The sequence below is a fragment of the Brevundimonas diminuta 3F5N genome (assembly GCF_900163625.1).
GTDB classification, from domain to species: Bacteria; Pseudomonadota; Alphaproteobacteria; order Caulobacterales; family Caulobacteraceae; genus Brevundimonas; species Brevundimonas diminuta_A.
Genome location: NZ_FUIE01000034.1, coordinates 26,028 through 45,205, shown reverse-complemented (window position 1 = coordinate 45,205; position 19,178 = coordinate 26,028). Strand labels below are relative to the sequence as shown.

Below are 19,178 nucleotides of genomic sequence, written 5' to 3'. Positions count from 1 at the left end.
GACTGGTTCAACGGGGCGGCTTCCTGGTGAGTGAAGACATCCGCCAGGGCCGTCTGGCGCCGGTCCTGGCAGACTGCCGTCGTGACGAACCGCCGGTCAGCGCCGTCTATCCAACACGCCGACATCTCTCACCCAAGGTGCTGCTGGCGCTGGGCGGTCGCGCAGGTCACTCCGCAGCGATAGCGACGGCCCTTCGCTTGCGGGACATCATCAGGACCAGCACCAAGCCCAGGCTGGATGCGGCGGCGCCTGCCAATGAGACCGCAGGATAGCCGAACCCGCCGGCGATCACCGCTCCGCCGAGGGCCGCGCCGATGGCGTTGCCGAGGTTGAAAGCGCCGATGTTGACCGCCGAGGCGAGGTTCGGCGCGTCGGCGGCTGCCGTCATGACGCGTACCTGAAGCGGCGGCACTAGGGCGAAGCTGGCTATCCCCCAAAGAAAGATCAGGACGGCGGTCGGGCCGGCGAACGGCATCGCCGCAGCAAAAGCGACGAGCACGACGGACAAGGAGGCAAGGGTGACGATCAACGTCCGATCGACCGACCTGTCAGCGAACTTCCCGCCGAGCCAGTTGCCGACCGTCAATCCCAGCCCATAGGTGACCAGCATGGCCGTGACGAAGCCGAGGGACGCCTGGGTTTGCTCGCGCAGGATAGGCGCGATGTAGGTGAAGACAGTGAACATGGCGCTTGAGCCGATCACCGTCAGAGCCAGGGCCGCCAGAACCGGGCCGCGCCCCAAAACACGCAGTTCGGCGAGCATGTTTCCAGCTGCAGGCGCGGGAGTCTTCGGCAGCGTCAGTGCGAGGGCGGCCATGACAGCGACGCCGATTGCGGCAATGCCCCAGAAACTGGCCCGCCAACCCATCACGTCTCCGGCCCAGGTGGCGAGCGGAACGCCCACGACGTTGGCGATGGTCAGCCCCATGAACATGGCGGCTACGGCGCCGGCCTTTCGATTGGGCGGCACAAGTCCGGCGGCTACAATCGCGCCGACGCCGAAGAACGCCCCGTGGTTCAGCGAGGTGATGACCCGCGCGATCATCAGCATCCCGTAGCCGTCCGCGACCGCCGATAGGGCGTTGCCGACCGTGAAGATCGCCGCGAGGCCGATAAGCAGCGTCCGACGCGGCAAACGGCCTGTCGTCAGCGTCATCAAAGGCGCTCCCAGCATGACTCCGAGCGCATAGGCGCTGATCAGCAGGCCGGCGGCAGGGATAGAGACTCCAAGGTCAGCGGCCATGACGGGCAAGAGGCCCATCGGCGCGAATTCGGTTACGCCGATACCGAATGCGCCGGCCGCGAGGGCCAGAAGGGGAGGGTTCAGTTTCATCGAAAGGAAGACTCGCGAGCTAGGGGTGAACGCGCGGACAAATGGACGTTTCACCCGCCAAGCGTTAGGGCTGGCTCAGGCCAAGGATTTTTGAGTTGAACGCAAAGATGCAGATCGGCGGTGTGGATCGCGCCCGTGAGATGGAGGTGTTCGCCGCGGTGGCCGCTCGCGGCAGCTTCTCGGCGGCGGGTCGCATGTTGGGTCTGACGCCCTCTGCGGTCAGCAGAACGATCGACCGGATCGAAGCGCGGCTGGGCGTACGCCTGATGTTGCGCACCACGCGCGTGCTGACATTGACGGCCGAAGGTCAGGCCTACCTGGGCGCGGCGCGGCGGATCATCGCTGACCTTAATGAGGCGGAGCAAGGCATCGCGGACCAGGGCGCTCCGCGCGGACGCCTGCGCGTCAGCGCCTCGCTGGCGCATGGGCGTCAGGTGGTGGTGCCCCTGATCGGGGAGTTCGTAGCGCTCTACCCGCACATTCTGGTCGATATCAACCTGACCGATGTCGTGGTGGATGTGGCGGCGGGTCAGGCCGACGTCGCGATCCGTTTCGGCCCCTTGCCCGACAGTCCTCTGACCACTCGCCGGCTTGGCGAAACGGGGAGGACCATCGTTGCGTCTCCGGATTACCTCGCGCGACGGGGCATGCCCCGCGTGCCGGAGGACCTTCACGATCACGACTGCCTCAACTTCAACTTCCGGAGGCAGGAGCCGGTCTGGCCGTTCCGCAGAGACGGCAGAGATTATGCGCTGACGGTGCGGGGGCCGGTCGAGGCCAACAACGGCGAGACCTTGGCTCAACTGGCGCTGGCGGGCGCAGGGATTACGCGGGTCGGGCATTTCAGCGTCGCCCACGCCATCTCCCGAGGTGATCTCATCCCAATTCTGGAGGCGTTCAACCCAGGCGACCGCGAACCGATCCATGCGGTATTCGTCGGCGGCGCCAACACCCCCGCGCGAGTACGCGTATTTGTCGACTTCCTGACGGAGCGCTTGCGAGGGGCGGCCGCCCCCGTGCACGCTCCAGCCAACTCAGCTTGAGTTGATGGCGTTCCTATGCGCCGCTAGTCGCGGAAAGTCTCAATCCAAGGCTCGCCTCAATGTCCGCAAGCGGCGCAATGCCGACAGTGGAAGCGCATCGCGCAGACTTCCATCGGGATAAAGCTCACGCGGTCATTCAGTTTTTTGAAGCCGTGCATAGCGGATAGCGCCGCCTCGCTCGTCATTACGGCTAAGGCCCGCTCGAGTGGCGCGCGTGGCCGGGGGAGCTGATGGGCATGGACTTCAGGTATCTGCTGCTTGGCACGGTCGCCGTTTTGGCGACGGCGACGTCCGCAGTCGCGCAGACACGCGCCTACAATATACCCGCAGGCGACGCGGCCGCGAGCTTGCAGGCGTTCGCGCGGCAATCCGGCAAACAGGTGTTGTTCCCGTTCGACGCCGTGCATGGACGCCGCGCGCCGGCAATCGTCGGCCGATTAGATGACGCCGACGTCCTTGCACGCCTCGCCCAGGCCGCAGGCCTCGAAGTGGTCACCAGCGATGGACGGACTGTGACGCTCAGACGGGCGACGCACATGCGTTCCGCCAGTCCAGAGGCTGTCGCTGAAAGCGTCACTGAGTTGGACGAAATCGTCGTCGTCGGGTCGCACATTCGCGGCGGCGGCAGCGGCGCTTCGCCGGTTATCCGGTTCAATGATCAAATGATCGCTCAGTCCGGCGCCGCGACGCTTCAGCAGTTTTTCGACAAGCTGCCGCAGAATTTCGGCGGGGGCGCCAATGCCGGGAATAACGCCAACTCCGGGGTGGATCGCGATGTAGGGTCGAACTGGGGAGCTGGCTCGGGTCTGAACCTGCGTGGGCTGGGCACCGGCACCACCCTGACCCTCCTCAACGGGCGCCGCCTCACCGCCTCGAACCAATTCCAGTATGTCGATATTTCGCTGATCCCCGTGTCGGCGGTCGAGCGGATCGAGGTGCTGACGGATGGGGCGTCGGCTCTGTACGGGTCCGATGCGATCGGCGGCGTCGTTAACATCGTGCTGCGCAAGGACTTCGAGGGCTACGAGACCCGGTTGCGTTACGGCGGCGCGACCTCGGGCGGTCTGGAAGAGTTTCAGGCGGTCCAGACGGGGGGCTGGAACTGGTCGAGCGGTCAGGCTCTTCTGAGCTACGAATTCCTGTCGCAGGACAATCTCGACGTCTCCGAGAGACGCTTCTCACGCAAGGCGCCGTTTCAGCCCTATGATCTCTACCCGGAGACGGAACGGCACAGTCTCTATAGCGCGATCTCGCAGACGATCACGCCGGACCTCTCGCTCGAACTGAACGGCCTCTACGCCAAGCGCGACGTCAGATCCGTGCGGGCGACGGCCAGCGATTATCAGATCGGCGCGCCCTCGACAGAACAGTATGATCTTTCGGGCGCCCTGACATACGACCTGTCGGAAGCCTGGCAGGTGCGGCTGAGCGGCGCTGTCGGTCACAGCGATGTCGAACGCACGGGCTTTTCGACGACTCCGGCCGGCGTGGTCAGCCCGGCTTCGAGCTTCAGCATCGCGTCGGATTCCCGGTATGTGGATCTGGCGGCCGACGGCCCCCTCTACGCCCTTCCCGGCGGCGAGATACGGGTCGCCCTGGGCGCGACGTATCGAAGCGAGGAATATCGAAACCGCTTCACCGCAGGCACGAGGCCGCAGCCGACCGTCAGCGGCGCTCGTGACGTCGCTTCGGTATTCGGCGAGGCCATTGTGCCTTTCGTTGGTCCGAACAATCGTTTCGCCGGCGCCGAACGGCTGGAGGCGACGATTGCCGCCCGATACGACCACTACAGCGACTTCGGCTCGACCCTGAACCCCAAGCTGGGTCTGCTGTGGGAAGCCGTGCCGGGCGTTCTGTTCCGCGGCACCTATGGCACATCTTTTAGGGCGCCCATCTTTGAGGACCTGCAGTCGCAGAACGCCGTCGTCGTGGTCGTCAATCTGCCGAACGCGGGGGTCCCGACAGGGCGCACGAACCTGATGCTCCTGCAGGGCGGCAATCCTGATCTGGATGCGGAGAAGGCCACGACCTGGACGGGGGGCGTGGAGTTCAAGCCGACCTTCGTCGAAGGCCTGTCCCTGGGGCTGAACTACTATCGCATCTCCTATACCGACCGGATCGATCGCGGCTTTCCTGGGAATTTCACCACCCTGTTCGCGGGGGATACAGCCCCCTATGCGCCGATCCTGACCTATAATCCGAGCCTGGATCTGATCACCCGCTTCAGGGATATGGGTCTGGCCGGAGCTCAGTATGCGCTGACGCGCGCAGGCCCTTTCGCGGTGCCGGCCGGTCAGGATGAAAGCGATGTCGAGGTGATCCTCGACAACCGCCTGCGGAACAACGCGGCGACCTTCCAGGACGGTCTCGATTTCAACATCGGCTATGAGTTTGACGTCGGTTCCAACCGCGTCGGTCTGACGGCGGCGGGCCAATATATCCTCTCGGGAACCCGCAAGGTGATCGAGACGTCACCGGAAGCCGACGCGCTCAATCAGGCGTTCCTGCCCGTGGATTTCAAGGCTCGCGCAGGCGCGACCCTGGCTCGCGGCGATTGGTCGGCCGCCGCGTTTCTCAACTATGTCGGCGGATATAGTGATCTGGGCAATGTCGCAGACCCTTCTGTCGAAGCCTGGAAGACCGTCGATCTGGACATCCGATATGGCGCGCCGCCGGAAGCGGCGTCCTATCTGCGCGGCGCATCCATCGCGCTCAGTGTTCAGAACCTCTTCAACGAAGATCCGCCGTTCGTCCTGACGCCGTCTGGGAGCGGTTTCGATCCTACCAACGCCAATCCTCTGGGCCGATTCATCTCGCTGACGGTGACAAAGCAATGGTGAAGACCGCCTTCCACACGATGACGTGCGCCCTCCTGCTGGCGTCGTTCACGTCGGCGTCGGCGGCGGATCAGGGCGTGCCGGTCACGCCGGATATCTTGCTGTCCCATATAAGGCGGAACGCCGAGGAGACGCCGGTTCACCCGCGAATGCAGTGGCTGGATAACGGTCGACGCGTTCTCATCAGCACGGTGACGACACAGGCGCAGGCGGGCGCCGGACGCGGCCAATTCGCCGAGTATGTTCCGCTCAGCTACCTGCAGCGGACCGTCGATGTCCGCACCGGGGCGACCACGGATATCGGCGTGGGCTATGATCCCGTCGTGGCGGCGCATGCCGATGTGATCGCCTATCATCCCGAAGGCTCGGGCGGCGGCCGCCTCATCGTCGCGCGGTCAGGCGGGACCGCGACCTGCGAGGTTTCCGTTTCGGAACTGATGCCGGATACCACCGGAATTGAAGCCGTGGCCCTTGCCGCGAACGGCGGTCGTATCGCTGTGGCGGTCGGCTATGGAGCGGCGCGTTTCGCCGCGCCGGCGGCCGCGCCGACCAATGGAGCGGCCGTAAGAGTGCTTGAGGCCGCGGCGCCTGAAGTCTGGGGTCACAACGTCGCCGTCTGGGTTCTTGATGAGCACTGTGGCGACGCGCGCCGCATCGCTGATCTTCCGGAGACGCGGATCGGGCGGATGACGTGGGCCGATCAGGACCGCAAAATCGTCGCCGCCACGGCGACGCCGGTGCCGGGAAAAGGCTTTCCTCGCAGCGATCTGCATCTCTTCGATCCCGCCACAGGGCAGGAAAGCGTCCTGGCGTCGAATATCGGCGGCCAAGGCGCCGCGTTCCTGCAGGCGGCTCCGGTCGGGCCGTATGTCGCCTTCACCTACGACAAGGAAGGGCTCGGCTATCAACTGCGCAAGCAGTTCGCCATCGCCTCGATCGCCGACGGCCGGATTCACGTCGTGTCCACGGACCCCAGAGAGCGTCCCCGCTGGCTCGACGAACGGACGGTGCTGGCGGACATTTCCGGCGCTCATCCCTTAACGCGGCGTCTCGCCACTGTGGACATCGAGGGGCGTGAGACCGAACTCCCTGGAATTCCGGCCAACGCCCTGCCGTCGCCGGATGGCCGCCGCCTGGCCTGGCTCGATATCGACCTCTACGGCGGCGCGAGCCTTTCGGTCGCCGATTTGCGCAAGGCCAGCGGGGTCTGGAAGGCTTCGCCCCGGCGTCAGATCTGGAAGGCAGATCCGCCGTTGGCGTCCTACGCGCGGGCTGAACGCAGGTTCGTCCGCTGCGAAAGCACCGACGGCGTGCGTCCCGAAGCAATCCTGGTGCTGCCGCTAAACCATGATCCGCGTCGTCGGTATCCGCTCATCGTCGACCTTCATGGCGGACCGCGCGGCGGGCTGGACGGCGGAAGCCACGGCGCCTACACGCCCGGCACTATCCTGTCCTCCAGCAGCCTCGAACACGACATGTGGGCGGCCAAGGGCTATGCCGTCCTGGTCGCCGACTATCGCGCGAGCGGGTTCTATGGTTTCGACGCGGTGTCGCGGACGGGCGAGGCCTACGCTCAGGACTTCAATGACATCATGTGCAACGTCGATGCGGTGATCCGCGACGGCGTCGCCGATCCCGACAGGATGGCGGTGATCGGCCACAGCTATGGGGGCTATGAGGTCAACTGGATCATCACCCATACCCATCGGTTCAAGGCGGCCATCTCCAAGGAAGGCGGCTTCGCCGATCACATGGCGGGCTGGGGAGCCGGAGCACGCACGAACCAGCTCGCCACGACGCTCTACGGCACGCCCATCGACAATCCCGATGTCTATCGACGCATGTCGCCGATCAACTTCACGCGCGGCGTAACGACGCCCACCATGTTCGTCAGCCATCGCGGCGGCGCGCTTCCGGGTGATCTTTACGGATGGATGTACGCCGCCTGGCGGGAGCAGGGGGTCGACGCCCAGTATCGCATCTACGACGACCCCAACCATGTCCTCATCGGTGAGGCTGATCAGAGGGACCAGCTTAACGCCGCGATCAACTGGATCGACCGCTATCTCATGCCGGAGCGCGCCGAGGTCGTGGATGAAACGCCTTGATATCGGGGACGACGGTGGTTTCCGTCGCCGCTGCGCAGTCCAGGATGAGTTGACCTGCTTGGCGATAGCGACCGTCACAATCGCGGCTATTCTTGAATCGCAATGAGCAATGCTGACGATGCGCGAAGGGCGTGGTTCCGCCGGGAGATTCTCCCGCTGGAGCCTGGCCTGCGTGCGTACGCACGGCGCTTTTCACGCAGCGGCGCCGTCGATGTCGAAGACCTTGTTCACGAGACCTTCGCGCGCCTCATCTCGTATGAGAACTGGGCGACCCTGACCAATGCGTCCGCTTTCGCCAGTCGGGTGCTCAAGAACATCGCTGTCGATCAGCGACGGCGGGAAGGGATCGTGGCGATCGAGAGCGTGGCCGATGTCGAGGCGCTCTCGATCGGCGTCGATCAGCCTGGCCCTGAACTGGACGTCCTGTGGCGCGACGAGTTGCGGCTGCTCGCCGATATCGTCGCCCAGTTGCCCGAACGCCAGCGCCAGGTTTTCACCTTGCGGAAAGTTTACGGACTCTCGCACAAGCAGATAGCGGATCGTCTGGGATTATCCGTCAGTACAGTTGAGAAGCATCTCGCGAAAAGTCTGCGCATCTGCTCTGACGAGCTGGCGCGCCATCCGCGAACAGAAACGGTCAAGACGGGAGCATCATGGCGCGCGCGTCGTCACCTCGACGGGAAGACATAAGGCAGGCGGCCGCCGAGTGGGTGATCAGACTCACGGCCAGCGACGCCGCGCCCGAGGATCATGCCGCCTTTGAGGCCTGGCGAGACGCCGATCCCGCGCATGAGGCCGCCTATGAGCGTGAAGCCGCAGCTTGGGTCGAGTTTGATCGACTTCAGGCTCTTTGTGCTGGCAGCGGCCCTCCGGATCCGGACCTGTTGGCTCCCAGACGTTCAGCCCCCAGACGTTCAGCGCCGAGACGCTCCGCCACCCGAGCGGCGCCATGGCGAAGGCCGTGGGCCGTTGCAGCAGGATTCGTCCTGATGGTCGGTCTGGTCGGGACGCTGGCGGTGTCGACATTAACATCGCCCGCCTACGCCACGGCGCTCGGGGAACGTCGCGTCGTCGTCTTGCCGGACAGAACACGCATGGAGCTCAACACCAACTCGAAGGTCGTCGTGCGCTACCGCCGGGGACAGCGCGAAGTCGAACTGGTTCGTGGAGAGGCGATGTTCGAGGTCGCAGCCGATCGCCGGCCTTTCATCATTGTGACGCCCGACGGACGCCTTGCAGCGCGGGGTGCTGAACTCGCCGTGAGGCTCATGCCGGGAGACGACGCATCGATCATCGTGCATCAAGGCAAGGTCTCCGCGATGAACCCTGCGGGCCGCGAGGTGGCGAGCCTGACGCGCGCTCAGACTGCGGTTCTGAACGATGGACAGGCGCACGTGCGTACGGTTGGCTTGGGCGAGGTGGACCGGCGTCTGGCCTGGCGACAAGGCGCGATCGCGCTTGATGGCCAGTCCCTCGCCGAGGCCAGCGCCGAGTTCAACCGCTACAATGTGCAGAAGATCGTCCTGATGGATGAAGCGACAGCGTCGTTGAAGCTAGGCGGCTATTTCAGAACGTCCGATATCGACGGCTTCGTGCATGCCGTGACCGATGTCTTTCCTGTTGTGGCTGAAACGACGCCGGACGGCGAAATTCGGCTTCGCCAGGCGTCATGACGTTCTGCGCGACCTGTTCGGCGGCCTTCTTGCTCGCGGTCGGGCTGCTGGGCGAGGCCGGGTCAACGGCGGCGCAGGACGTTCAGCCTGTCGAGGCTGATGGCCCCTATGTTTCGATCCTGCCGGACGGTTGGCGGGCGGATTCGGTGAGGAAGGACGGCGACGTCCGCCGGATCGACGTTGCGGCGGGCGTGGTCACGGTATCCGCCGCAGGCTCTGCACCCGCCTTCGAGGTCGCCTTGCGGCCTCCGCCAGAGGTTGCGGCGTCGATTGAACCGCTGGCGTCCGGAACGCCGCTTCTGGTTCTGGCGGACACCCATGGCGAATACGCCATCCTTGTCGCCTTCCTCAAGGCGCAGGGCGTCATCGACGCGCAGCTTCGCTGGACTTTCGGGAACGGCCATCTTGCAGTCGCCGGGGATATGCTGGATCGCGGCGCGCATCAGATCGAAATCCTGTGGCTGCTGTACAAACTTGAAGCTGAGGCGCGCGCCGCAGGCGGCCGTCTTCATGTGCTGATCGGCAATCACGAGGCGCTCGTGCTGCGCGGCGACCGGCGCTACCTCAATCCGCGCTATCCTGAAGTCGCGAGCCGTCTCGGCGTGACCGACTATGCGCAGTTGCTGGGGCCGGACACGGTGCTCGGCGTCTGGCTGCGGTCCCATCCCGCGATGCTGAAGCTCGGCGATCTCTTGATCGTGCATGGGGGCGTGTCACCCCATCTCACCGAGTCCAGCCTTGACCTCGACGCCGTGAACGCGATCGTCCGGCGTTTCCTGGACGTCCCCTATGCGGTGAAGCCGCTGGACGGATCTCTGGAAGCGCTTGTTCTCGGTGAGAATGGGCCGCTCTGGTACCGCGGCTACTTTCCGATGCGTGAGAGCTCGCCGACCGCGACAGATGCTGCTGTCACGGCGTCTTTCGACCGCTTCGACGTCTCTCGCATCCTGGTCGGCCATACCGTGGTTGAGCGTGTTTCGGCGCTATATGACGGCAAGGTCATCGCTGTGCAGGTCTATCCTCACGAAGACGAAGCTACCGGACAGCCGATCCTCGAAGGCGCGCTGCGTCTAGATGGCGTCTGGTTTCGTGCGACGGCCCAGGGCGAAAGACTACCATTGGACCTCGAAGACTGATCGCCCAGAGAGTCGCCAGGGCGGCGATCCAACTGGTTGCCGCCGTCGCCAAGCATGACCGCATGGGAGGCTGCGAACGCTAGGCGGGCGCGTTTGCGTAATTCATCTGGGGTCCGACAGGCTAGTGGACGTGCGGCCGGCGCCGCCAGTTCATCAGGTGGGCGACGCTCAGCAGAAGGCCGCCGGCGATGGTGATCTGCGTCTCCATCTCGTGCGACGGCCACTCGGCGGCGGCCAGGAACAGCAGGGTGACGCCGAGGGCGCCCAGACCGATCAGTCCCCAGGCCCGGCGGCCGTTCGGCGTTGGACGGGTCAACGTCCAGGCGGCGATAGGCGCTGAGGTCAGGGCGAAAGCCCAGTGCACCCAGGGGGCCTCGGCGAATAGCCCCAGCACCGGCAGCAGTCCCGCGATCAAGGGCAGGGCCAGGCAGTGGACCATGCAGAGGCAGGACAGGCCGATGGCGGCGGCGTCGCCCCAGGTCTGGACACGAGCAGTCATGGCGATTCTTTCAAGACGTCGGTCGCGACGCCGGGGGACGTCGCGACCGGGGGGAGGGGGAGGAAGAGTCAGAAGCGGGTGCGGAAGCCCAGGACGAGGTTACGGCCGCGCAGGGGCGCCAGGTGGCTGATGAAGGAGGCGTGGTTCAGCGCCTTCTCGTCCAGCAGGTTGGTCCCGCGCAGGAAGATCTGGCCGTCAAGGTTGTCGCCCAGGCCCAGACCGCTCAGCGGCACGTCATACGCCAAGGTGGCGTTGACCATGTCGTAGCTGGGTGTCTTGCGCTCGAAGGCGGCGATGCGATCTTGCTCGAAGACGTGGACGTATTCCAGATTGCCGGACCAGGCACCCTGATAGAAGTCGCCGCGCGCCCCCAGGCGGCCGGCTGGAATGCGCGGCAGGTCGCCGCCGTCGCCCTTCAGCTCGGCGCGGACGTAGTCGCCGAACACCGTGGCCGACAGGCCGGGCCGGAAGTCGTGAGTGACCTGGCCTTCGATCCCGGTGAAGCTGGCGTCGTCCTGGCTGTAGCGGATCAGGCGGAAGTCCTCGAACTGATCCAGGGTCCGCGCATAGACGTAGCCGTCGTAGTCATAGTGATACAGGCTGGCGGCGAAGGTGGTGTCGCCCTCCGTCTTCTTCAGGCCCAGCTCGATCGAGACGGCCGTCTCGACATCCAGATTGGGATCGCCGATCTCATAGGTGTTGGTGGCCAGGTGGACGCCGCGCGCATACAGCTCCTGCGCTGTCGGCGCACGCTGCGACCGGGCCAGGGTCATGCTGGCGACATAGCCCGGCGTGAAGGTCCAACTGGCCGCGCCGGAGATGGAGAAGGGCTTGTGTTCAGCGTCGGGCCGTCCGCGCGCACGGGCGTCCTGCCATTCCTGCCGCAGGGCGCCTTCGAAACGCCAGTCGCCGGCGACATATTCCTCGACCAGGAACAGGGCGTGGTTCTCGGTCCGGCTCTCGGGGATGAAGGACTCGGCGCCCACGGCGGCGAAGTCGCTGCGCGAGGTCTGGGCGCCGATCACGCCGCGCACTTCGCCGATGGCGGCGTGCTGCACCTCGACGCGGGCGTCATAGCCTTCGTTGGTGAAGGTGGTGGCGATCTCGCCGTCGTCGATCTCGTCGTGGCGGTAGTCGGTGAAGCCGCCGCGGAAGCGGATGCGCTCGATCCCGGCGAACGGATCCTCGATCTCGCCGCGCACGTCCACGCGCTTGCTGATCAGGTCGACGATCGGGACATGGTCATGATCGTGGTCGTGATCATGATCGTGGTCATGGTCGTCATCGCCGTGGTCGTGCCCGCCGCAATGCAGACTGGAGCCGTGGGGGTGGCAGGACTCATACTCATGGCTGTGCCCCGGCAGGCCGTATTCGCTGCGCTGTTCGGTATAGGCGGCGCCCAGATAGCCGCGCGAACCGATCCATGACAGACCGAGCGTCGCTGTCGAACTGCGGTTGAACGATCCGTCCAGAGCGGCTTCGTCGAAGTTCGGAACCTCATAGTCGTCGGTGCGGCGGCCGGCGGCCTCGACGCGTATGGCGAACGATCCCGCGCCGGCGGTCAGGCCGACCACGCCCGCCTCTTCATTGTCCGCCGTGCCCAGGCGGAACTCGGCGACTCCCTCGCCGCCGTTCTCAGGAATGCGTGTCGGGATCTTCTTGTCGATCAGGTTGACCGCGCCGCCGATCGCGCCGCCGCCGTAAAGCAGGGCGGACGGCCCGCGCAGGATCTCGACGCCTTCCAGCAGCAGGGGCTCGCCGGACACCGCGTGATCGGGCGACACTTCAGAGGCGTCCATCAGGGCTGAACCGTCGCTGAGGACCTTGACCCTGGGCGCGGTCTGGCCGCGGATCACCGGTCGGCTGGCTCCGCCGCCGAAGGTGTCGGAGTTGACGCCCGGCAGGCCGGTCAGCGTCTCGCCCAGGGTCGATTGCCGCCGCTGGACCAGTTCGTCGCCGCGCAGCACCGCCACATTGGACACCACCTCCTTGCCGGACCGGCCCAGGGCGTCGGCGGTCACCACGACGTCCTCCAGACGTGTCGTCGCCGGACCGGACTGGGGCAGGGCGTCCGCCCAGGCCGCTGTCGAAATTACTGAAAAACTCGCGGCCGCGAGCAGGATCGATCTTGAGTGCATGACGCTCCCCATTCATGAAGAGAGTCGCTATTATGTTATATCATAACATTCATCAAGCGAGCTTGAGCGGAGATTGGAAATGAGGGGTGAGGGCGCGGCGGCAGAGGCCGAGCGGGTGCAGTTCGAGGTCTGGCGAATGATCGGACGCGTTTTCGAGACGTGTCGAGCCAACGGTCTCAGCCAGTCCGATCTGGCGAGAAGGCTTGGCGTCCCGCGGGGGCAGGTCTGCCTGTGGCTGAGGGATCGGGAGCGCATGACCCTGAAGGCGGCGGTGCGCCTGGCGGACGCCATGGGCCATGATCTTGACGTGAGGCTGGTTCGTCGAGCGACTCTTCGCGCTGCCCAGGTCGAGGCGCAATGAGCCTGTTCGATCACGTCGAGGCCTTGCAGGGAGACATCCCCTGGGGACGGTTCCTGGACGCCGGAACAGGCGTCAACTCGAGCCTCTGGAGCACGGACCTGACCACGGAGGCCTGGACCGGCGTGACCGCCGCAGCCGGCCATGCAGACCAGGTGCGCGCCTCGGTCGGCGCGCGTTTTCGGACGCAAGACAGGCTGTTGCTCGGCAACTGGACCGACGAGACCTTGTTGGCGGGCGAGGTCCACGACACAGTTTTGGCCGATTACCTGATCGGCGCCGTGGAAGGGTTCGCGCCCTATTTCCAGCAATTGCTGGTGCGCCGATTGAGGCCTCTCACGGGACGACGGCTCTATGTCGTCGGACTTGATCCCTACGTCGTCGGGCCCGCCGATACGGACGAGGCCAGGATGGTGCGGGAGATCGGCAGGCTGCGGGACGCCGTGCTGATGCTGGCGAACGAAACGCCCTATCGGGAGTATCCGGCGGAGTGGATGTTGAACGCGCTCGCCGGCGCTGGATTCAGGGTGCTCTCGGCCCGTCGCTTTCCTAATCGATACAAGGCGAAGTGGGTGAACGGGCAGTTGGATATGACGTTGCGACGGTTGCCTTTTGTGGCTGATCAGTCGCTGGCGTTGCGGCTGCGCGAGACTGTCGAGGAGATGCGGCGACGGGCCCTCGCGCTTTGCGACGAGCGATGCGGCCTCCGGCACGGCGCGGACTATGTCATCGCTTGCGAGCCGATAAATTGACGCGTCCTTGCATGGTTATTTTCATTATTGAGAATCGTTATCAATTAAGTTAGGCGTTTCTCCCCGTCACTGTCGGACCTGCGCCATGTCGTCGCCCATTCCTCTGTCCGAAGATGAGATCGGAGAGACAGACCGGCGTCTGAGGGGCCTAGTCCGCAGCCGGGTTGGCCATCGTGAGGATGGTGAGGATATCGCGCAGGACAGCTGGCTGCGCATGGCGTCAGCCGCGCCGAGCGAAGGGGCGGCCATCGTCAACGTCCGGGCCTATTTGTTCCGCATCGCCTGCAATCTGATTGTGGACCATAGGCGGCGCCATGCAGCGCGGCCGCCGATCGATGGCGATGACGCCCTGCTCTCGGTGGTTGATCCTCGACCCAATCCCGAACGCGTGCTGATCACCCGGATTGAGCTGGCGCGCATGGACCGCATCATCGCCGCAATGCCGGCCCGCCCACGTGAGGTCTTCCGCCTGTCGCGGATCGAAGGTCAGTCCTTCGCCGAGATCGGTCGTCGGTTGGGTGTGTCGCGTCAGACCGTACACGAACACATGGGGCGGGCGCTTCTGGCGCTCCAATTGGCGGCGGATACGGATTTCGACGCAGAGACCTGACAAGGAACGCGGTCTTTCGTCCTACACAGGGAGCGCCTGGATTGGCGCGCGGATCATAAGAGACAGATGTGAGCGCAAGGCGAAGCCAGGCCCAGGCGGACCCGGTCGTGGAGGCGGCGATCGCCTGGTTCGTGCGTCTGCACGACGACCCGGCCGATTCCAGCCTTCATGCGAGTTTTGAAGCATGGCGCGACGCTGATCCACGCCATGCCCGCGCCTATGAACGTCTGCAACGCCTGTGGGGCGCGTCAGCCCACCTGCCCAGTCTGGCCGACTCCAAGCCGGCGATGGATCGGCGGACGTTGCTGCGTGGCGCGGTCGGCCTCGGCGGGACGGCGGCTGTGGCCCTTGTCTGTGGCCGTCTGGCCCTGGGGCCGCACCCCTTCGCCGACTATGCGACGCGGCCGGGCGAGACGGCGCGCGTCACCCTGGCGGATGGATCGAGTGTCGAACTTTCGACCGCCACGGCGATCGACGTTGACTTCAGCGCCGGACGACGCCGCCTGCGCCTGCTAGGCGGCGAAGCATGGTTCCAGCCGGCTATGGCGGACATTCGTCCTTTCGTCGTGGAAGCGGCGGGCGGTTGGATCGCGGCGGGCGAGGGGGCTTTCGCCGCAGCGATGGAGGCGGACGGCGCGCGCGTCGCGGTGACGGCGAAGACGGCGCGGGTCGGGGTGGGGCACGCTGCGGCGACCGTGCAGGAGGGCTATGGTCTTTCCTATGGGCGCGCCGGGCTGCAGCGGCCACGCCTGCTGTCAGAAGAGAGTCTGGCCTGGCGCGACGGGCGTCTGGTCTTCGTCAATGAGCCGTTGCGACGTGTCGCGGCGGCGCTTGATCGGTGGACCGGGGGGCGCACCCTGATCTGGGACGACGCTCTGGCGGCGCGGCCGGTCACCCTGATCACCCAGACAGCCCAGGCCGCGTGGGCCCTGGAGCGACTGGCGCAGGCGGCGCCTATGCGCATTCGACGCGGCGGGACGCTGCTAACGATTGTGACCAGTAATTGAAAATAAATCTCATTTGCACCTGACGCGCGATGGGCGCCTTCGTCTTCCTCAGCGAGGGCGGGCGCCAAGGGCCTGCCGATTTTATCCCGCGTGAGGGCGTATGAAGACGAGATTGGGCGACGGCCGGGCTTTGATGATGGCCGTCTTGATGGGCACCACCGCACTGGGCGCGATTGGCGTGTCGGGCGCGCCGGCCTGGGCGCAGACGCAGGATACGGCGTTCGACATTCAGCCCCAGCCTCTGGGCGCCGCCCTGGCGGCCTATAGCCGGGCGACAGGCGTGAACCTGGTCTATGGCGCGGCCATGCCTGACGTGCGTTCGCCCGGAGCGGTCGGGCGGATGTCGTCTTCGGAAGGCTTGTCGCGCATTCTGGTCGGCAGCGGTCTGACCTATCGCTTCATGGGAGCGGGGACCGCGCGACTGGAGCCGGCGCCGCAGCGCGCAGGAGGCGAGAGCGTGATCCAGCTCGGCGCCGTGCGGGTGGAGGGGGCGACGACCTCGACCGGCGTTGCTGGAACGGGCGCGGGTCTGAATGACGATGCGATCTACAGCGAACCGGCGCCGGTCGCGCATATCGGCGCGGACCGCATCGAACGCTATCGCGGGTCGAGCCCGGCGGACGTGTTCCGCGGCACGCCTGGCGTCCTGTCGGGCGAGGCCCGCAACGGGGCGGGGGCCATCGACCTGAACATCCGGGGTCTGCAGGGTTTTGGCCGGGTGACGACCAAGATCGACGGCGCCGAGAATGCGGTCACCGTCTATCAGGGTTATCAGGGCGTCTCGAACCGAACCTTCATCGATCCTGACTTCATCGCCGGCGTCGATGTGACCAAGGGCGCTGACGCAGCGGCGTTCGGCAACGCCGGATCGGTCGCCATCCGCACCCTGGACGCGGGCGACATCGTGCGTGAGGGTGAGACCTGGGGCCTACGGGTGCGCGGCGGTCTGCGCGGAAACACCTCGGACCCGACGGCTGGGGACCGCAGCGGCTATGTCTATCGCTCGGTGGTTGGAAAGGCAGACCCGTCCGAGACGGGTATGGGCCGTCCTGGCACCCTGGAGCCGACGAGCGGTTGGGCCAGCGTGGTGGCGGCCTTTTCGGGCGATGCGATCGATCTGCTGGCTGGCTACACCTATCGCGAACAGGGCAATTTCCATGCGGGCGAGCACGGCCCGGTCGCGCGTCCCCTGAACATCGGAGACACCAAGATCTGGAGCGGCGTTCAGCCGAACACCATGATCAACGCTGGTCTCGCCAACTATCGTGCAGGCGAGGAGGTGCTGAACAGTCAGTTGCGGACCGAGTCTTGGCTGGCCAAGGCGACAGCTCGGTTCGGCGACGGTCAGACGGTGCAGCTGGGCTATAACGCTTATCGCAGCGAGGCGGGCGATCGCCTGGCCTCGCGCCAGACCAGCCGGGAGGGGCAGGCGCTGCAGCAGGCGGACACCGCCGGCACGCGGCTGGACTCCTACACGGCCCGATATCTATGGGCGCCGTCCGACAGTGACCTGATCGACTTGAAGGCCAACGCCTACTGGTCCCACCTGGAGCTTCGCAATCCGATCCGCGGCGGGCGGATGGCGACGCCCAAGAGCCTGGGCCTGGCCGAGAACTTCCGGGTCGGTTCCGACAGCGACCTGTGGGGCGTGGATGTCAGCAACCGCTCGCGCTTCTTCCTCGATAGCGGTGATCTGGAGCTGACCTATGGTCTGTCCTATCGCGGCGAAGACACGCGCGGCAGCCGCCACACCGCCGTTCTGGAAGGGTGGAACACGCCCCGCGACGGTTTCCGGCATGAGGTCGCGGGCTTCGCCAAGGGCGCCTATACGCCGCGCGACTGGCTGACGCTCAACGGCGGGCTGCGTTACACTCATTACTGGTCCGAGGACCGCTATGATCCCTATGAGGTGTTTCAGAATACGCCCGAGAAGCAGGATATCCGCACTGACGACGGCGGCTTCAGTCCCTCTCTGGGCCTGATCCTGAGGCCGACGGATGGCGCCCAGATCTACCTCAACTATTCCAGCACTCTGCGCGCTCCGGCCCTGACCGAGACCATTTCGGCCTTCAACAGCTTTGTGGCCAACAGGCAAATTCAGCCCGAGCGGTCGAAGAACTGGGAACTGGGCGCCAACCTGGTCCGCAATGATCTTCTGGCTCAGGGCGATCGCGCCCAGTTCAAGCTGGGTTACTTCAACTGGGTCGTGGACGACTATATCGCGCGCAATGTCCGCACCGAGCCGATGATCGCCCTGAACATCGAGAACATCCATCAGGCCCGGTTCGAAGGGGTGGAGTTCAACGGCCGCTATGAGATCGGCGGCCTGACGGCGGACTTCGGCGCCAACTACTATCTCGACATCGCCTATTGCCGCACGGCCGACACCTGCGGTCAGAAGTCGCTTTACGGCGACTACGCCACCAATCACGTCCCGCCGGAGTACACCCTCGAGCTGGGGCTGTCGCAGACGCTGATGCAGGAGCGGCTGACCGTCGGCGGACGGGTGCAGCATACCGGCCCGCGCGCCATCGGCCACGGCGACGTGACGGCCCAGGGAGCCGGCCAGTTCGTCGCCCTGGTGGACTGGAAGCCCTATACGCTGACTGATCTGTTCGCCGACTATCGGGTCACGGACCGGCTGACGGCCAGCCTGCGCGTCGAGAACCTGTTCGATCGCTACTACATGGACCCGCTGGGGCTGGTGACGCAGCCGGGGCCTGGGCGCACGGTTTCGTTCAGCCTGACCCAGCAGTTCGGCGGAGATCGGCCGATCGCCTGGCTGGCGCCCTTCAGCCTGGAGTCCGGCGAGGTCACGCGGGACTGGACCGGCTTCTATGCCGGGGCGCACGGCGGCGGTCAGTATGCGTCCTCGTCAGGAAATGCGACCACGCTGAACGGAGCGGTCAATCCCAATGCGGAGCGCGAGGCGGCGGAATGGAACGCGGCCAGCGGTCTGATGGGGCTGCAGGCGGGCTATAATCGCCAGTTGTCGAACCGGTGGGTGGTCGGCGTCGAGGCTGACTGGAGCCGCACCTATCTGCGTGATCGGGTAAAGACCCTGTCGCTTGACCCGGGCATGGCCGAGAAGGGCTATCTGGAAGCCGATCGGGCTTTCGACGTCAGCTGGACGGCGGGCGTGCGCGGCCGATTGGGCTACGCTTTCAGCGACCGCCTCATGGCCTATGGCGCGGGCGGTCTGGCGCTGGCGCACGAGACCCAGTCGCGCGATCAGTACATCTCCAACTCGGGCCATGTTTCGGCGCCGCTGGGCAGCGAGACCAGCGTCTTCTTCGTCGAGCGCGCCTCGGTGACGCGCAAGGGCGTCTCGGTTGGAGCGGGCGCGGAATACGCCCTTAGCGACCGCTGGTCGCTCCGTGCGGAATACAACTACAGCCGCTTCGGCAAGCAGGACATCGACTTCGCCAGAGCGAGAGCCGGTACCGGCGCGGACTACACCAGCCAGCGTCAGATCGGCGTCGAAATCTATGACCCGTCGAAGGATCCCAGCATGGCCTGGCTGTGCGACATCGACGCCTCGTTCTGCAGGCCGCGCGAACGGCCGGTCTACGAAACGGTCCAGCATGTCGGCACTTCGTCGGTAGAGGAGCGGCGGCGCGCATCCAGCGACCTAGATCTGCACGCCGTCCGTATCGGCCTGAACTTCCGATTCTGAGGCGGAGA

Annotated in this window: 14 protein-coding genes and 1 pseudogene; 12 read left to right on the top strand and 3 right to left on the bottom strand. The window is 65.5% G+C overall.

Annotated elements, in window-relative coordinates:
• Nucleotides 1-166 precede the first annotated feature (166 nt).
• Nucleotides 167-1,333, bottom strand: coding sequence for an MFS transporter (locus FM111_RS06215; RefSeq protein ID WP_087140029.1), 1,167 nt, complete (start codon nucleotides 1,331-1,333; stop codon nucleotides 167-169).
• A 95-nt stretch (nucleotides 1,334-1,428) separates the two neighbouring features.
• Between FM111_RS06215 and FM111_RS06210 the strand changes: the two genes are divergently transcribed.
• The 7 genes and pseudogenes from FM111_RS06210 (at nucleotide 1,429) to FM111_RS06185 (ending at nucleotide 10,130) form a co-directional block, all read left to right on the top strand.
• The gene (locus FM111_RS06210) at nucleotides 1,429-2,376 is read left to right on the top strand and encodes a LysR family transcriptional regulator (protein WP_087140027.1); all 948 of its coding nucleotides are present in this window, start codon (nucleotides 1,429-1,431) and stop codon (nucleotides 2,374-2,376) included.
• 236 nt (nucleotides 2,377-2,612) lie between these two features.
• Nucleotides 2,613-5,216, top strand: a complete 2,604-nt coding sequence (locus FM111_RS06205) for a TonB-dependent receptor (RefSeq protein WP_179205039.1) — start codon at nucleotides 2,613-2,615, stop codon at nucleotides 5,214-5,216.
• 17 nt (nucleotides 5,217-5,233) lie between these two features.
• Nucleotides 5,234-7,321, top strand: coding sequence for an alpha/beta hydrolase family protein (locus tag FM111_RS06200; protein WP_179205038.1), 2,088 nt, complete (start codon nucleotides 5,234-5,236; stop codon nucleotides 7,319-7,321).
• A gap of 102 nt (nucleotides 7,322-7,423) precedes the next feature.
• Nucleotides 7,424-8,011, top strand: a complete 588-nt coding sequence (locus FM111_RS06195; protein WP_087140021.1) for an RNA polymerase sigma factor — start codon at nucleotides 7,424-7,426, stop codon at nucleotides 8,009-8,011.
• Nucleotides 7,975-8,118: pseudogene (locus tag FM111_RS16505) on the top strand (FecR/PupR family sigma factor regulator); the annotation flags it as partial. The gene FM111_RS06195 and the pseudogene FM111_RS16505, both read left to right, overlap by 37 nt.
• A 192-nt stretch (nucleotides 8,119-8,310) precedes the next feature.
• Complete coding sequence (locus tag FM111_RS06190) at nucleotides 8,311-8,994, top strand: FecR family protein (RefSeq protein ID WP_256968118.1); 684 nt, start codon at nucleotides 8,311-8,313, stop codon at nucleotides 8,992-8,994.
• Nucleotides 8,991-10,130 (top strand): metallophosphoesterase, encoded by a 1,140-nt coding sequence (locus FM111_RS06185; protein WP_087140017.1) that lies wholly within the window; start codon nucleotides 8,991-8,993, stop codon nucleotides 10,128-10,130. The genes FM111_RS06190 and FM111_RS06185 overlap by 4 nt, the downstream gene beginning before the upstream one ends.
• 121 nt (nucleotides 10,131-10,251) lie before the next feature.
• Here the strand turns inward: FM111_RS06185 and FM111_RS06180 are convergent, their stop codons facing one another.
• Both FM111_RS06180 and FM111_RS06175 read right to left on the bottom strand, forming a co-directional pair.
• A complete protein-coding gene (locus FM111_RS06180; protein ID WP_087140015.1) occupies nucleotides 10,252-10,629 on the bottom strand; it encodes a MerC domain-containing protein in 378 nt (125 codons plus the stop codon).
• A 68-nt stretch (nucleotides 10,630-10,697) separates the two neighbouring features.
• Nucleotides 10,698-12,767, bottom strand: coding sequence for a TonB-dependent receptor domain-containing protein (locus FM111_RS06175; RefSeq protein ID WP_256968114.1), 2,070 nt, complete (start codon nucleotides 12,765-12,767; stop codon nucleotides 10,698-10,700).
• A gap of 79 nt (nucleotides 12,768-12,846) precedes the next feature.
• Here FM111_RS06175 and FM111_RS06170 point away from each other — a divergent pair, with 79 nt between their 5' ends.
• The 5 genes from FM111_RS06170 (at nucleotide 12,847) to FM111_RS06150 (ending at nucleotide 19,170) form a co-directional block, all read left to right on the top strand.
• On the top strand, nucleotides 12,847-13,128 hold the full coding sequence (locus FM111_RS06170) for a helix-turn-helix domain-containing protein (RefSeq protein WP_087140011.1): 282 nt from the start codon (nucleotides 12,847-12,849) through the stop codon (nucleotides 13,126-13,128).
• On the top strand, nucleotides 13,125-13,877 hold the full coding sequence (locus FM111_RS06165; RefSeq protein ID WP_087140009.1) for a hypothetical protein: 753 nt from the start codon (nucleotides 13,125-13,127) through the stop codon (nucleotides 13,875-13,877). Before FM111_RS06170 ends, FM111_RS06165 begins: the two co-directional genes overlap by 4 nt.
• Nucleotides 13,878-13,962: 85 nt before the next feature.
• Nucleotides 13,963-14,487 carry an RNA polymerase sigma factor gene (locus FM111_RS06160; protein WP_087140007.1) on the top strand — a complete coding sequence of 175 codons (525 nt, stop codon included), beginning with the start codon at nucleotides 13,963-13,965 and terminating at the stop codon, nucleotides 14,485-14,487.
• A 68-nt stretch (nucleotides 14,488-14,555) separates the two neighbouring features.
• A complete protein-coding gene (locus FM111_RS06155) occupies nucleotides 14,556-15,494 on the top strand; it encodes a FecR family protein (RefSeq protein WP_087140005.1) in 939 nt (312 codons plus the stop codon).
• A 100-nt stretch (nucleotides 15,495-15,594) separates the two neighbouring features.
• Nucleotides 15,595-19,170, top strand: coding sequence for a TonB-dependent receptor domain-containing protein (locus FM111_RS06150; protein ID WP_087140003.1), 3,576 nt, complete (start codon nucleotides 15,595-15,597; stop codon nucleotides 19,168-19,170).
• Nucleotides 19,171-19,178 lie beyond the last annotated feature (8 nt).